The sequence below is a fragment of the Nocardia alba NBRC 108234 genome (assembly GCF_001612665.1).
Classification (GTDB): Bacteria; Actinomycetota; Actinomycetes; order Mycobacteriales; family Mycobacteriaceae; genus Nocardia; species Nocardia alba.
This window is the reverse complement of record NZ_BDAX01000018.1, coordinates 116,878-132,084: the sequence shown is the minus strand read 5'-3', so window position 1 is coordinate 132,084 and position 15,207 is coordinate 116,878. Positions and strand designations below refer to the sequence as shown.

At 67.0% G+C, this 15,207-nt stretch carries 15 protein-coding genes; 12 read left to right on the top strand and 3 right to left on the bottom strand.

What is annotated here, in order from left to right; all coding sequences use genetic code 11:
* Positions 1 to 84 precede the first annotated feature (84 nt).
* Positions 85 to 840, bottom strand: coding sequence for a dienelactone hydrolase family protein (locus NA12_RS19690; RefSeq protein ID WP_067453126.1), 756 nt, complete (start codon positions 838 to 840; stop codon positions 85 to 87).
* Between the two features lie 494 nt (positions 841 to 1,334).
* Here NA12_RS19690 and NA12_RS19685 point away from each other — a divergent pair, with 494 nt between their 5' ends.
* Genes NA12_RS19685 through NA12_RS19655 form a run of 7 tightly spaced genes read left to right on the top strand, consistent with a single transcriptional unit; the run spans position 1,335 to position 10,307 of the window.
* Positions 1,335 to 2,930, top strand: coding sequence for an ABC transporter substrate-binding protein (locus NA12_RS19685; RefSeq protein ID WP_165914840.1), 1,596 nt, complete (start codon positions 1,335 to 1,337; stop codon positions 2,928 to 2,930).
* A gap of 2 nt (positions 2,931 to 2,932) precedes the next feature.
* A complete protein-coding gene (locus NA12_RS19680) occupies positions 2,933 to 3,871 on the top strand; it encodes an ABC transporter permease (RefSeq protein ID WP_084472928.1) in 939 nt (312 codons plus the stop codon).
* A complete protein-coding gene (locus NA12_RS19675; protein WP_067453119.1) occupies positions 3,871 to 4,776 on the top strand; it encodes an ABC transporter permease in 906 nt (301 codons plus the stop codon). Before NA12_RS19680 ends, NA12_RS19675 begins: the two co-directional genes overlap by 1 nt.
* A complete protein-coding gene (locus NA12_RS19670; RefSeq protein WP_243655009.1) occupies positions 4,763 to 6,433 on the top strand; it encodes a dipeptide ABC transporter ATP-binding protein in 1,671 nt (556 codons plus the stop codon). The genes NA12_RS19675 and NA12_RS19670 overlap by 14 nt, the downstream gene beginning before the upstream one ends.
* A 20-nt stretch (positions 6,434 to 6,453) precedes the next feature.
* The gene (locus tag NA12_RS19665; RefSeq protein ID WP_084472927.1) at positions 6,454 to 7,902 is read left to right on the top strand and encodes an NtaA/DmoA family FMN-dependent monooxygenase; all 1,449 of its coding nucleotides are present in this window, start codon (positions 6,454 to 6,456) and stop codon (positions 7,900 to 7,902) included.
* Positions 7,903 to 7,920: 18 nt separating this feature from the next.
* Complete coding sequence (locus tag NA12_RS19660; RefSeq protein ID WP_067453116.1) at positions 7,921 to 9,294, top strand: NtaA/DmoA family FMN-dependent monooxygenase; 1,374 nt, start codon at positions 7,921 to 7,923, stop codon at positions 9,292 to 9,294.
* Entirely contained in the window at positions 9,294 to 10,307 is a 1,014-nt protein-coding gene (locus NA12_RS19655; protein WP_067453113.1) for an aldo/keto reductase, read from the top strand. Before NA12_RS19660 ends, NA12_RS19655 begins: the two co-directional genes overlap by 1 nt.
* Positions 10,308 to 10,371: 64 nt before the next feature.
* Here NA12_RS19655 and NA12_RS19650 read toward each other — a convergent pair whose 3' ends face one another.
* Together NA12_RS19650 and NA12_RS19645 are read right to left on the bottom strand one after the other, a co-directional pair.
* Positions 10,372 to 11,220 (bottom strand): sulfurtransferase, encoded by an 849-nt coding sequence (locus tag NA12_RS19650; RefSeq protein ID WP_067453752.1) that lies wholly within the window; start codon positions 11,218 to 11,220, stop codon positions 10,372 to 10,374.
* Positions 11,221 to 11,366: 146 nt separating this feature from the next.
* Complete coding sequence (locus NA12_RS19645; protein WP_067453750.1) at positions 11,367 to 11,732, bottom strand: winged helix-turn-helix transcriptional regulator; 366 nt, start codon at positions 11,730 to 11,732, stop codon at positions 11,367 to 11,369.
* 121 nt (positions 11,733 to 11,853) lie between these two features.
* Here NA12_RS19645 and NA12_RS19640 point away from each other — a divergent pair, with 121 nt between their 5' ends.
* From NA12_RS19640 to NA12_RS19620, 5 genes are all read left to right on the top strand, one after another.
* Complete coding sequence (locus NA12_RS19640) at positions 11,854 to 12,558, top strand: SDR family NAD(P)-dependent oxidoreductase (RefSeq protein WP_067453111.1); 705 nt, start codon at positions 11,854 to 11,856, stop codon at positions 12,556 to 12,558.
* A gap of 70 nt (positions 12,559 to 12,628) precedes the next feature.
* Positions 12,629 to 13,078, top strand: coding sequence for a MerR family transcriptional regulator (locus NA12_RS19635; protein WP_067453108.1), 450 nt, complete (start codon positions 12,629 to 12,631; stop codon positions 13,076 to 13,078).
* The gene (locus NA12_RS19630; protein WP_067453105.1) at positions 13,075 to 14,025 is read left to right on the top strand and encodes an SDR family NAD(P)-dependent oxidoreductase; all 951 of its coding nucleotides are present in this window, start codon (positions 13,075 to 13,077) and stop codon (positions 14,023 to 14,025) included. Before NA12_RS19635 ends, NA12_RS19630 begins: the two co-directional genes overlap by 4 nt.
* A 121-nt stretch (positions 14,026 to 14,146) precedes the next feature.
* Complete coding sequence (locus tag NA12_RS19625) at positions 14,147 to 14,557, top strand: DUF6924 domain-containing protein (protein ID WP_067453101.1); 411 nt, start codon at positions 14,147 to 14,149, stop codon at positions 14,555 to 14,557.
* Positions 14,558 to 14,676: 119 nt separating this feature from the next.
* Positions 14,677 to 15,087: a hypothetical protein gene (locus NA12_RS19620; protein WP_132370039.1), complete on the top strand. Its 411-nt coding sequence runs from the start codon at positions 14,677 to 14,679 to the stop codon at positions 15,085 to 15,087.
* Positions 15,088 to 15,207 lie beyond the last annotated feature (120 nt).

Below are 15,207 nucleotides of genomic sequence, written 5' to 3'. Positions count from 1 at the left end.
CGAGGCGGCGCCGGAACCGGCCGGGGTTCCCGCTCTGGGCTGAGACACCGTTGTCGAGTGGCCCCGGCTGCCCCGGGAACAGGTTCAGCGCAGGACGCGGGTGAACAAGTCGGTCAGTTCGGTCCAGTGCCTGGTGTCGGCTTCGGCGTTGTAGGCGTCGGTGTCGGATTGGGTGAAGCCGTGGGCGGCGCCGGGATAGACCTCGGTGCGGAAGGTGGTGCCTGCGACGGTGAACGCGGCGTCGAGTCGCTCGATCTGTTCCGGCGGGAGGCCGGGGTCGGCGTCGGCGTGCGCGAGATACACCTCGGCGGCGATTCGGTCGACCACGGCGTGCGGACTGGCCGGGTCTTCGGTAGCAAGTCGACCGCCGTGAAATCCGGCCACCGCGGCGACTCGGTCGGGGTAGGCGGCGGCGGTGTGTAGGGCATGGCGCACGCCCATGCAGTATCCGGACAGGCCGACCGCGTTGCCGGTGGTGAGCGGGGATTCGATCAGCCAGGACAGGTACGCCTCGGCGTCGGCGACGACCAGTTCGGGTGTCAACGCGGTCAGCAGTGGGCGCAGTGCGCCGAAAATCTCGTCGCGTCGGTCGGCGGCGATGAAGTCCGGAAGTTCGACGACCGGAGCCGAACCGTTGCGGTACAGCAGGTTCGGAACCAGCACGGTGAAGCCCTGCGCGGCGAGCCGTTCGGCATCACGACGGACCACCGGACGTAGGCCGAACGCGTCGGAGAACACCAGGATGGCCGGGTGGGGCGTGTTGTCGTCGGGGTAGGCGAGGAAGGCGTCGGCTTTGCCGTCGGCCGTAGCCAGGTCGAGGTCGAGTGTGCGTACCGTCACGGCGGATCCTCCTGAGCGCGTCGAGTTGGGCACAATCTACTGATCGAGCCGCGGTGAAAGGCGCTCGAGCCGGTCGGAATCGGCATCCGCGCACGCAGCGAATTCGGCGCAGCGCAAGCACATCGTGGCGGCGACCGCACGGCGCACCCAACCGGCCGGGGGAACGCAAGGGCTTGCCATTTTCAGCGGACAGCGAATGCCCAACGATAGCCATCGGCATTAGAACACCTCTGACGCAAACTATTTCGCCCGCTGACCGGTGCGTCTACGTTCTGAGGGCGATCGCTTTCCGGTGACTCGCGCAGCAGAACCCTCTGCTTGCGCCGAGTACCCGGCGGGGGTCGAGTCGACCCGGTCTCTCCGGACTGTTGCGTGCTTCGCCTCTGGCCTGAACGTACGGCCGAGTGCGGCACCGAGTCGATGTGGCGGCTAGGCGCCACTTCCACCTGTCGAGGAGTTCACTCGCCGGGTTCTGCGTGTGGAAGGAGTCGGAGTTGTCTGTCGGACGGAAGAGGGGAGGATGGCGGGTAGCCGTCGCGGTGGCACTCGTGTCGCTGGTGGCGACCGCGTGCAGCGGGGGATCCTCGGGCGGGGACGGATCGGGTGAACCGCAAGCGGGCGGCACCCTCAATATCGGGCTGTCCAGCGACAACAACGGTGTCGACGCGGCCGTGGTCAACCAGACCTGGCGCACGGTGGCGCGCGCCCTGTCGGACTCGCTGGTGTTCTACAACCCCGACACCAAGGGACTCGAGCCGTGGCTGGCCACCAAATGGGAGGTCACCGACGCGCGCGTCTATCGCTTCCAGCTGCGTCAGGACGTGACGTTCCACGACGGCACGAAGCTGACCGGTGAGGTGGTGAAACAGAACTTCGAGAGCCTGAACCGCCCCGGTATCCACTCCAGCGCCAAGACCATCGTCGAGGGCATCCGCACGATCACGGTTCCCTCCGAATACGAGGTGGTGGTCGAGTTCGAGAAGCCCAACGCGGCATTCCTGACCAGTCTTTCGCGGGCGCACGCCGGCATCGTCTCGGCGAAGACCGCCGCGCTGCCGGTCGCCGACCGGCAGAAATCGGTCGACGGATCGGGACCGTTCTACCTCGACAAGTTCGTGCCCAACCAGCAGATCGTGCTGAAGAAGCGTCCCGAATACAACTGGGCCCCCGCCTATTTCAACCGAACCGGCGCCGCGCACCTGGACGAGGTGGTCTACAAGGTCATCCCCGAGGACTCGGTGCGCAACGGCGCGGTCATCGGCGGCGACGAACTGCAGTTCATCTACTGGGTCAACGGCAAGTACGTCGACCAGCTCAAAGCCGCGGGCTTGACCATCTCCAAGACGCTGAATCCCGCGACCGGCACCGAACTGCCGGTGAACACCTCCTCGAAGTTCCTCAAGGACGTGCGGGTGCGTCAGGCGCTGCAGGTGGGCCTCAACCGCGACGAGTTCGTCAAGATCGTCTCCAACGGCTACGACCAGGTAGCCAAAGGTCCACTGAGTGAAGCGAATCCGTACTTCAGCGATGTCAGCCGCTTCCTGAAATACGACCAGGCCAAGGCGATCGGGCTGCTCGAGGAGGCGGGCTGGAAGACGGTCGGCGCCGACGGTATCCGGGTCAACGCGGCGGGCGAACGGCTCTCGCTGCGCGCACCGCAGGACACCGCCGCCTGGCAGGTACTGCAGAGCCAGTGGCGCAAGATCGGTGTCGATCTGGTGCTCGATCCGCCGCTGGCGGCCGAGGCCAACAAGAAGTTGCTCTCGGGCGAGTACGACATCGCCTACTGGTACCACTCGACGCCGGACCCCGACGTGCTGCGCGCGAACTACGGCAAGACCACCGGCTCGAACCGGTCGTTCCTGCCCGACGGCACCGAGGTCGACAAACTGCTGCAGGAACAGAACACGGTCTTGGACAAGGCCGCCCGGCAGAAGATCGTCGATCGCGCCGCCGAGTTGCTGGTCTCCGAGGCATATGTGATCCCGGTCGTCAACGACGTGGACGTGTGGGCCTACCAGCCCAGCGTGCACGGACTGCAGGCCGTCGGCCTGGATCAGTACCTGTACAACACCTGGCTCGAGCGGTAGCGATGACCCTGGTGAGGTACGCCCTGCGGCGGCTGCTCTACGCCGTCGTCGTGGTCTGGGGCGCGTTCACGGGAGCGTTCTTCCTGTTGTACATCGTGCCGGGCGACGCCGCGGGCGGCCTCACCATGGGCGCCAGCGGCGGCGACATCGAGAAGATGCTCGCCGAACAGCGCGAACTGCTCGGGCTGAACCGGCCGCTGTACGTGCAGTACTTCGACGCGCTCACCAGCGCGCTGCGCGGCGACTTCGGCGAGAGCATCTACCAGCGTCGTCCGGCCACCGAGATCTTCTTCGAATCCTTCGGCAAGACACTGGAACTGGCGCTGCTCGGCTTGGTACTCGCGGTGCTCCTCGGTGTGACGTTCTCGGTGCTGATCGAGCTGATCGACTGGAAATGGGCGCGCGAGCTGCTGATCTCGCTGCCGCCGGTGGCGGTGTCGCTGCCCCCGTTCATCGTGGCGCTGGTCGCGGTGCAGATCTTCGCCTTCCAGCTGCACTGGATCAAAGCCTTCGGTGACAAGACAACGCTGGGACTGGTGGTGGCGGCGCTGTCGATCGCCATCGCCGGCGGCGGGCAGATCTCCCAGCTGCTCACCGTCAATCTGCGTGCGGCACTGACCTCGCCGTATATCGAGACCGCGCGCAACTGGGGCCTGAGCCGATTCGACCTGGTGGTGCGGCACGCACTGCGCGCCTCGGCGCTACCGGTGGTGACCGCGCTCGGCACCACCGTCGGAGTGATGGTCGGCGGCACTGTGCTCACCGAGACGGTGTTCTCCCGGCTCGGCGTCGGCCGGCTCATCGTGGACGCGGTGGACGGGCGGGACATGCCGATCGTGCTGATCGCGGTCACCGCGAGCGCGCTGATCTTCGTCACGGTCAATCTCGTCGTGGACCTGATCTATCCGGTCATCGACAAGCGAATTCGATTGGACGCCTGATGAGTGTTGTCGAAGCCCTGCCCGAGCTCGTCACCGCGTCCCCGGACCGCACCGCCGTGAGTGGTCGGTTCGCCGCGGGCGGGCGCTGGCTGCGCCACATCGCGGGATCGCCGAGTCTGCTGCTGGCCTACGTGTGGGTCGTGGTGATGCTCGTCGCCGCGGTCGCGCCCCGGGTGTTCACCTCCCGGGATCCGCTGGCGCAGGACGCGGACGCGCTGCTGCTGGCACCGAGCCCGAACCACCTGTTCGGTACCGACGACCTCGGCCGCGACCAGTTCACCCGGCTGATCCACGGCACCTCGCTGTCGGTGCAGGCCGCGGTCGTCGCCGTGCTCATCGGCCTGGTCAGCGGCGCGCTGATCGGGCTGGTCGCCGGGTCGGTGGGCGGCTGGGTCGACAGCGTACTCATGCGCGTCATGGACATCATGCTGGCGGTACCGAGCCTGATCGTCTCGCTGGCGATCATCTCCGCGCTGGGACACGGTGTGGTCAATATCGCGGTGGCGATCGGCATCAACAGCACCGCCGGATTCGCCCGGCTGATGCGCTCGGAGGTCCTGAAGGTCTCGGGGTCCAAATACGTGGAGGCTTCGGTGTTCGCCGGGCACGGCTACGCCTATCGACTGTTCCGTCACGTGGTGCCGAACTCCTCGCGCTCGGTCCTGGCCGCCGCGACCATGGAGATCGGCTCGGCGATCCTGACCGTCGCCGCGCTGAGCTTCCTCGGACTCGGCGCACCGCCACCCACCCCCGAATGGGGTCTGCTGGTCGCGGAGGGGCGCACCTTCATCGCTACCCAGTGGTGGCTGAGTCTGCTGCCCGGACTCGTCATCACCGTTTCGGTCGTCGCCGTCTACCGGATCGGCCGATCCTTGAACCGAGGGAGAACCAGTGTCGTCGCCTGATCCGTCCGTCACCGACGCCGGTGCCCTGCTGAGCATCGAGGACGTCGTCGTCGACTTCGATGTGCCGGGCCGCCCGCCCGCCCGGGTGGTCGACGGGGTGAACCTGAGCCTGAGCGCGGGCCGGGTCCTGGCCCTGGTCGGCGAATCCGGTTCCGGCAAATCCACTCTCGCGCGCACGGTCACCGGGACACTGGCCGAGAACGGCCGGGTCGCGGGCGGGCGTGTCCTGTTCGGCGGCAGACAACTCAACGGCCTGCCCGACAAGCAGTATCGGGCCATTCGCGGGCGCGAGATCGGCTACATCCCGCAGGACGCGTTGCTCGGCCTGAATCCACTGCTGCCGGTCGGCGTGCAGGCCGGTGAGCCGTTGCGCGCGCACCGCCTGGCGAACAAGGCCGAGCGGCGCGAACGGGTCCTCGATCTGTTCGCCAAGGTGGGACTTCGCAACCCGGACAAGGTCTTTCACGCCTACCCCCACGAGCTGTCCGGCGGCATGTGCCAGCGGGTGCTCATCGCCGCGGCGATGTCCACCGGCCCGGGTCTGCTCGTCGCCGACGAGCCGACCACCGCGCTCGACGTGACCGTGCAGAAGCGGATCCTGGACCTGCTGGGCCAACTGGTCGCCGACGAGGGCCTGTCGATCCTGCTCATCACCCACGACCTGGGCGTCGCCGCCGAGCGGGCCGACGAGATCGCGGTGCTCAAAGACGGCCGACTGGTGCGGTCGGGGCGGGCCGCGGAAGTGATCGCCGATCCCGGTGACGCGTACACGACCGCGCTGCTGCGGTCTTCGTCACTGGGGTTCGACGGCGCCGCCGCGGCGGCGCGGCGACAAGAGCTGCGCGGCACCACCACGAGCAAGGCGCCGATCGTGGTGCGGGCGGAGAACGTGCGCAAAACCTTTGTCGCGCACCGGGGTAGGGAAACGGTAACAGCGGTCGCCGACGCCTCTTTCGAGGTCCGGCGCGGCACCACCCTCGGGGTGGTAGGCGAATCCGGTTCCGGTAAGACCACGGTGGTCCGGCTGCTGGCCGGACTCAGCGCTCCCGACTCCGGCACCATCGAGGTCGCGGGCGAGCCGGTCGTGCACCATCGGCGCGGCGCCGGGCAGGGCGCGCTCTACCGCAAGGTCCAGATGGTCTACCAGGACCCCTTCGCCTCGCTGAACCCGCGCGCCACGGTCGGCGCCATCATCGAGGAACCGTTGCGCGGCCACAAGATCGGCGACCGGGACACGCGTCGCCGCCGCGTCGCCGAACTGCTCGACCGCACCGGCCTGTCCGCCGACGTCGCCGATCGCTACACCGCCGAGCTGTCCGGCGGTCAACGTCAGCGAGTGGCCATCGCCCGCGCACTGGCGCCGGACCCGGAACTGGTGATCCTCGACGAGCCGGTCTCCGCGCTCGACGTCACCGTCCAGCGCCAGATCCTCGACCTGCTGGTCGAGTTGCAACACGATCTCACGCTCACCTACGTGTTCATCTCCCACGACCTCGGCGTGATCGCCGAGATGGCCGACGAGATCCTCGTCCTGCACCACGGCGACATCGTCGAGCGAGGCAGCGCGATCGACATCATCACCGCTCCGAAGACGGACTACGTCAAAGAATTGCTCGCCTCCATTCCCGGCGCAGTCGCGGCGACCGTTTCCGTCTGATCCACCGAAAGGAAGTCCCCGTGGGAACCCCCGCGAAACGTCAACTCCACCTGGGCTACATGTACTGGCTCAACGGCACCCACTGGGGCGGGTGGCGCCTGCCCGAGGCGCCCACCGCCAACGCCTTCGAGCTCGACTACGCCGCCAAGGCCGCCAAGATCGTCGAAGACGCCAAGTTCGACTTCTTCTTCCTCGGTGACACCCTGCCCGGCGACGTCTACCAGGAACACTGGGGCACCACCCACAACGCGGGCAGGCTCGAACCGTTCACGCTCGCCTCGCAATTGGCGCTGACCACCTCCAAGCTCGGTCTCGTCGTCACCGCGCATCCCACCTACTACGAGCCCTACATCCTCGCCAGGCTCACCGCCTCCCTGGATCATCTGAGCAAGGGCCGATTGTCATGGAACGTGGTGCTGGGTGCCTCGGATCTGGCGGCGCAGAACTTCAGCCTGTCCGACCTGGGCGGCGAGCGCCGGTACGCCCGCGCCGATGAGTTCATCCGGGTGATCCGGCAGCTCTGGGACAGCATCGAGGACGGCGCCTACCTCCAGGACAAGGGCACCGGGCACTACCTCGACCCGACCAAGGTGCACCGGCTCGAGCACAAGGGCGAGTTCTTCCAGGTCGCGGGCACCTTGCCGCTGGCCCGCCCGCCGCAGGGCCAGATCCCGCTGCTGTACGCGGGCGCCTCGGAGTCCTCGCGCGAATTGACCGCGCGCCATTGTGAACTCAACTTCACCGGACCCGCGAGCATCGAGGACTCGATCGAGTTCAACACCGATATCCGGGCACGTGCCCGCCGCATCCACGGTCACGATGTCCCGATCTTCTTCCTGCCCGGCATCTCTCCGGTCATCGGCGACACCCGCGCCGACGCGGTCGAGATCTTCGAACGACTCAATGCCGGTCTGCCGCTGGACGAGGACCCCGTCGACGGCGACAAGGACGAACAGTTCTGGACCAGCGAGGCGTGGTCGGCCATCCAGCAGTCACGATTCCCGCTCCCGCGCGGGGTGCGCAGCCTGCGCTCGCTCTCGGAGCGCGTCGGTGTCGACCTGCGCGCGGGTGGACTCGACGCCCTCGTCACCACCGAGACCGCCGCGCGATTCAACGATTACGGCGCGAAACTGCTCGATGCCGTCGCCGCCCGCACCGACCGCACCGTCGCCAAGGGCGCGGTGCGCGCGGGCGATCTACTGCGCAACGCCATCGGCGGTGGCTTTCCCCAGGTGATCGGGACCGCCCAGGATGTGGCCGACCGGCTCATCGAGTGGTTCGACCGCGGCGCGGCCGAGGGTTTCAACATCAACTCGCCCTACCTGTGGGACCAGCTCGAGCGGTTCACCGGCGAGGTCGTGCCGATCCTGCAGGACAAGGGTGTCTTCCGCACCGAATACACCACCGACACCTTCCGCGGGCACTTCGGCCTGCCGGTGCCACCCAACCAGTTCGCCCGCAATTCCTAGCTTCTCCAAGGACATTCGATGACCGACAGAAAACTCCGGCTCGGCCTCGCCGCCTACGGCACCGGCTGGGATGCCGACGCCTGGCGCCTGCCGCAGGCCACCAACTCCGGCCTGCGTGACCCCAGCGTCATCGTGGACGTGGCCCGCGCGGCCGAACGCGGCAAACTCGACTACGTCTTCGCGGGCTCCGCGCTGGGCAGCGAGCCCGACCACCTGCAGCGCATCTATCGCTGGGACAACTTCATCTACGCCGGCTACGCGGCCGCGGTGACCAAGAACCTCGGGTTCCTGGTATCGGTGAACTCCTCGTTCGAGCACCCGTACGCCATCGCCCGCCAGCTCGCGACCCTGGACAACTTCGCCAAGGGCCGGACCGCGCTCAATGTCGTGTTCGGCATCGACCGCGAAGGCGATCCGGCGCTCAACTACGGCAAGAACGTCATCCCGGACGAGCAGAGCAAATACACTCGCGCCCGCGAGTTCACCGAGGTGGTGAACCGGCTGCTCTACGAGAGCTGGGATCAGGACTTCCTGCTCGACGATCGAGAGAAGAACGTTCTGATCAAGCCGGATTCCTGGCATCGGATCGAGCACGCGGGCGAGCATTTCGAGGTGCGCGGACCGCTGAACGTGCCACCGCCGGTGCAGCGGCGCATCCCGAATGTGCACGTGGGCACCTCGGAGGAATCGCTGCGGTACGGCGCCGACTTCGCTCAGGTGCGCTTTTCGCCGTACCTCGGGATCGAGCGCGGCAAAGAGGAGTACCGCGCGCAGAAGGCCAGAGTCGAGGCCGCAGGACGCGACCCGGAGAAGTTCAAGATCATCCCGGGTGCGACGTTCTACCTCGCGGGCACCAAACGGGAGGCGCAGTCGATCTACCGCGAGGTCAACAACTTCCAGATCGCCGAACAGATTCCCGAGCAGTTCTCGATCGCGTTGGGCATCGACCTGTCCCGCGTGCGCGACAACGAGAAGGTGGTCGACGTGATAGACCTGGATACTGTGTCGCCCAACGCATTCGACGGCTTCCTCGGCTCGCTGGGCCGGGAGAAGCGCCACATCAGCGGCCGCGACGATCGCGAGACGATCCGCCGCCTGCTCTCCTCCATCGGCGAGGACCTGACCTTGCGCGAGCTCTACCACTATGTGCAGCGCACCCGGCAGGCCGCCCAACCCGCCCTCGTCGGTGACGCCACCACCATCGCCGACTGGGTGGAGGAGAACTTCGTGGAGCGAGTGCTCGACGGCGTCCAGTTCTTCCCGCCTTACCATCGCGGTCCGGCCGACCTGCTCGTCGACCTCGTGGTGCCGGAGTTGCAGCGGCGCGGGCTGTTCCGCACCGAGTACGAGGCCGACACCCTGCAGGGTCTGCTCGATACGGACAACGGCTGATGGCGTGGAGTCCGGGGATCCCGGCCGGCTACCGCGCGCTCGGACGATCAGGACTGGTCCTGTCCGAACTGGGCATCGGCGCGAGCACCTTCGGGCGCTCGGGAATGCGAGCTGTCGACTCCGATCAGGTGCGGGCGATCGTGGACCGGGCGATCGATCTGGGTATCACCTACTTCGACCTCGCCGAAGGCTACGGTGATCGCACGGGTCTGAGCGAGGAATTGTTCGCGAAGGCGGTGGGTAAGCGCCGTGAAAGTGTAGTAATCGGAACGAAATTCGGGCGCTCGCTGCTGGAGGACCGGGGGCCGACCTACGCGCTGACCGGTTCGCGCAAATACATCATCGCCGCGGTGGAGGACTCGCTGCGTCGGCTCGACACCGACTACATCGACCTGTACCAGATCCATTTCCCCGACGCGCACACGCCGATCGAGGAGACCCTGGCAACGCTGGACACCCTGGTTCGGTCGGGCAAGGTCCGCTATATCGGGGCCTCGAACTTCAAGGCGTGGCAGATCGCCGACGCCGACCACATCGCCGCGCGCGACGGGGTGACCCGATTCGTCTCCACCACCGACGAATACAACCTCACCTGGCGCGCGCCGGAAGCGGAACTGATTCCCGCACTGCGGAACTACGGTCTCGGGTTCATTCCGTACTTCCCCCTGCAGAACGGTCTGCTCACCGGGAAGTACCGGGCCGGGCAAGCGCCCGAGGGCGCCAAGATCACCAATCTCAAACGGTATCTGCTGAAAACCGCGCCGTGGGACGCGCTCGAACGGTTCGACGCGTTCGCCGCCGAACGCGGGGTGACACCGTCGGCGCTGGCGCTGGGCTGGCTGCTGGCCCAGCCGACGGTGACCAGTGTCATCGCCGGGGTCACCGTGCCCGACCAACTCGACGAGAACCTCACCGCCACCCGTTGGGTTCCGAGCCCGGACGAGGAGAAGGAACTGCGAGCTCTGTTCACCGGTGACCTGTCCGGTGGGCCGGGGGTGGTCGACAAGGGCTGACGAACGACAAGGGCTGGCTCGCGTGATTCGCGAACCAGCCCTTGCCGTTTCGGCCGTGAACAGGTCAGCCGGGCAGCGCCCCGGTGGCGATCGGGCGGGACGGATCGGTGGTCCACTGCGACCACGACCCGGGATACAGGGCCGCGCTCACCCCGATCGTGCTCAGCGCCAGCACATCCAGCGTCGCGGCGACGCCGCCGCCGCAGTACGAGCCGATCGGGGCGCCGGTGAGATAGGGCGCGTACAGCTCGCGCAGAATATCGGCGTCGGCGAGGTAGCCGTCGCGCAGATTGTCGATGCCGGGCAGGCTGTGCGCGCCGGGGATGTGGCCGCCCGCAGCGTCGTCGCCGGCACCGGCGTACGCACCGGATCCCCTGGCGTCGAGCAGGTGTCCGTCGCGGGCCAACGCAGCGGCGCTCGCGGCGTCGAGGGTCGGCAGCGACCCCGGTCGCACCTGCGCGGTCCCGCCGCCGCCGACCGGCCGGAGGTCGCCGAGCTGTCGGCCCGCGGCCAGCCACGCGGACAGCCCACCATCGAGATAGCGCACATCGCGCAGACCCGCCCAGCGCAGCACCCACCACACGCGCGAAGCGGTGGACGGGTGATCCGGGCTGTACACCACGATGACGCTCGAGTCGTGTATTCCCCACCGCCGCACCAGTTCCCGCACCTGGGCCGCCTCGGGTAGTGGACTGTTGCCCGAGGTTTCGGTGCGTGGTCCGACGAGCTGGGCGAAATCCACGAGATGCGCGCCGGGCACATGCCCGGCGGGCCCGTCGTCCGCCGTCGGGAGGTGCACGCCGACCGGCAGGGTGTGACGGTCTCGGCGGACCTCGAGAACGACGACATCGTCCCCCGCGTCCAACGCGGCGGCGAGGTCGAGAGCGGAAATTACCGGGGGCGTGACAGTCATCGTGGTCCTTGCCGAGTGCGGTGACATCATTTCGCTGCACGCTAATTCGACCTGCGCGCCCCGGAAACGGTTGAGCTCGCGCCGATCCTTATCGGTTGGATCGAATCCGAATTGCGAGAAGCGTTCGATGTGACGCGGAGCGAGCATCAGTAAGAGGCATCGAATGCCTTACGCGCGATGTCGATTTCGCTGTCGTGGTCAGTCGCCCACTGGGCCAGCGCGGTCACGACGACTCGGAGGCTGTCGCCGAGCGTGGTGAGCCGGTATTCGATGCGCGGCGGAAATTCCGCGTAGACAGTCCGGCTCAGCAGACCGTCGCGTTCGAGATGGCGCAAGGTGCGGGTGAGCATTCGCTGCGAGATTCCTGGAACCCGCTGGGCCAGATCCGTGAACCGTAGTGGTCCCGATACCGCGAGGATCCCGATAACCAGGACCGACCATTTGTCGCCCACTCGATCCAGCGTTTCCCGGATGGAACGCCCGTTGTCGGGCCAGGCCGCGCACGGATGCATCGGCGCGGCGGTCACCAGGTCGGGCAGTGCGGGCGATTCTGACATGAAAGTGCCTTTTGTGGGTCGGTGATGATCTCGCTAGCGTTCGTTACGAACATATCGTAACTAATGAGGAGCAGGCATGACTGTCGCTACGTCCACCATCGCTGTCGTCGGCGCCGGACCGGGTTTGGGTGCCGCTATCGCCCGCCGTTTCGGAACCGCGGGCTATTCGGTCGCCCTGATCTCGCGCAGTAGCGCCAAGCTCGACCCGATCGCCGCCGCACTGCGCGAAAAGGGGATCACCGCCGAGGTGTTCCCCGCCGACGTCACCGATGATGTCGCGCTGACCAGCGCGCTGATGGCGGCGGCCGAGCGCCTCGGCCGGATCGCGGTGCTGTCCTACAGCCCCAATGCCACCTGGGACCACACCTCCGGACAGCTGCCCGACCTCGCGGCACTCGGTTACACCAGCGCGCAGGACACCACCGCGCAGTCCGCGCGCAGCCAGTTCGAGATCGGGGTAGCGGGTGCGCTGACCGCCGCACAGGCCGTGCTGCCCGCGATGCGCGCCGCCCAGGACGGTGCCTTGCTGTTCACCACCGGCATGTCGGCGATCGTTCCGATGGCGATGCTGGGCAATGCCGGTATCGCGCTGGCCGGACTGCGTAACTGGGCCACCGCTGTGCGCGCGGACCTCGGAAAGGACGGTGTTTACGTCGGACATGTCTCGATCGGCGTGCCGATCGTTCCCGGCGCCGGCGACGGTGACCCGGATCTGATCGCCGACCGCTGGTACCGGCTCGCCCAGTCACGCGACACCTTCGAAACGACTATCGGCTTCTGAGCTACGTGGGACCGCGGCTGCCGGTCCTCGGGGTTGACTTGAAGCGGTTCAGGTCCTCGATACTCGGACTGTGACCGAGCAACAGTGGACCATCGCGCAGGCATCGGCGCTGACGGGCCTTCCTGAGAGCACCCTGCGGTACTGGGAACGGATCAGGCTCGTCAGCTCGGTCACCCGTGACCGCTCCAGCGGTCATCGCCGCTACAGCGAGGACGACATCGACACTCTCGACACGCTCGGCAACCTCCGCGCGGTCGGCATGTCCGTTGCCGACATGCGCCGCTATCTCGCCGCTCGACGCCGAGGCGACGCCGCCGCGGGAGAACAGAAAGCGCTGTTCCGGGCGCACGCGCAGCGCCTTGCCGAGGAGATCGAAGTACTGGAACTTCGTCGCCGCTACCTCGAACTCAAAGTCCGCTACTGGGCCGCCCGCGAAGCGGGCGATCTCGACGGATCAGCGGTGATCGCCGACCTGATCCGACCACTGATCGACCGCGTCAACCTGAAGGAGACCACGTGAACGCCACCCCGGCAACGTCGCGATTCGACTGGCACGCCACCGCGGCCGAAGTGATCGATGGCGTCGATCTCACCACCTGCCGTGCCCTGGTAACCGGCGCGGGCAGCGGCATCGGCGTCGAAACCGCTCGTGCGCTGGCGTCCGCCGGCGCCGAAACCATCCTCGCCGCTCGCAACCTCACCACCGCCGCCGCGGTCGCGGACGACATCCGCGCGAGCACCGGCAACGACAACGTCCACATCGCCCACCTCGATCTTCTCGACCGCGCGTCGATCGACTCGCTCGCGGCCGCCACGATCGACCGGCCGCTGCACATCCTCGTCAACAACGCCGGCGTCATGGCCATCCCCGACCTGCGGCGCGACCCCGAAGGCCACGAGGCGCAGTTCGCCACCAACCACCTCGGACACTTCCGTCTCACCGTCGCGCTGCTACCGGCGCTGCGCGCCGCGAACGGAGCCCGTGTGGTCTCGCTCAGCTCCCGGGCGCACCTCAACTCGACCGTGGACTTCGCCGACATCGACTTCCGTGAGCGGCAGTACGATCCGGCGCTGGCCTACGCCCAATCCAAGACCGCGAATGTGCTGTTCGCCGTGGAAGCGGCACGCCGCTGGGCCGAGGACGGCATCGAAGCCAACGCTGTCCATCCGGGCGCCATTCTCGACTCCGACCTCGTCCGTCATCTCGACCGGACCACCGTGGACCAGCTCCGCGACAGCGACCGATACACCTTCAAAACCGTTGCCCAAGGTGCCGCCACCAGCGTCTACGTCGCGACCTCACCCGAACTCGCCGGGACGGTCGGCCGCTACTTCGAGAACTGCCGAGAAGCCGACCCCGGCAATCCGGCCGCCGGCGGCATCGACGCCGCGGGCGTCGCCGCATACGCCTTGGACCCCGACAACGCCCGCCGCCTGTGGGACCTTTCGGAGCAGATGAACAACTGACGCCATCGCCCACCATCTCGAACTCGCCCGAATAGTGCGGAAGTGAATCATAGATATGCTGTGCCGCAAGTGAATTCATTCATCGCGGCCCCTGGTCGCCGATGCACCGAGGAACTGGTAGATGCTCGATACCGTCTACGACGACACCCCGCTGATCCGCACCGACTATTCCGACCCCGCGCGCTGGGACATGATGCGCCGAGTGGTGACGACACCGAACGAAGACGAGTGCGCCGCCTACGTCGAGTTCATCGAGGATCGCGCCTACCGGAACCTGACGTTCGACCGAGTCCTGGACCTCGTTCCGGCGAATTTTCGGCACCGGATGCTCATCGTGGCCGACGCGATCACGATGAACTCCGCCGAATTGCCCCTACTGTGTGTCGATCTGGAAACCGATACCTACGGGCGGGCACTCCGGGTGATCGCCGCGGAGTTGCATTCGATCGAGAACAACATCTCGATCGTCAACATGTACTTCAGTGAATTCATCGATGCCGCCGACGGTGACGAGATATTTCGAGGTTTCTGAGTCGGCAGCGCAGGTTCCTGTCTGTCGGGTAATCGGCGGACGGCGCTCTGTGGTCGTGAGTCCGCTGTGGGTCGTCTGGCGGATATGCGGACCTGCTCGGGTCACCGACGATCAACAGCATGCGAAATACACTTTTGATGGGTTTTCTCGGAGCCGTTGTCCTCTCGATGGTCACCGCGCCTGCCGCGCAGGCCGCAGTGCCGTTGCACACCGAGACCGGGCTCAACAGTCTGACGTTCACCTTTGTCAACAACGACGACGACGTCACCACCTGCGAGGCATACGCGGCGGGGCCGGTGTCGTTTCGCACACCTTCGACGCGAGTCCCCGCGCGTAGCCGTACCGCGGTGGTGTTCGTCGATGTTCCGGCGGGCAACTACGTGATCAATTGGGCCTGTCGGGGATTCGCGCAGGGCAAGCGGGTGGTGACCGTGGGCGGGGATCCGACGACGGGGACCGCTCCCCACCAGGGCGTTGCGCCCACCTCGCCCGGTCAGGGGTTGGCGACCGGATCGGCCGGGTCATCCTGAACGAACTTCAGGCCCGGGGGATCGGCGGTCACCGCCGATCCCGCCCGGACAGACGAGGACAGTGTGCGCTGGATCGGACAGGACATCCGGTTCGGCGACCTCGGCTCGAACCCGAAGGTC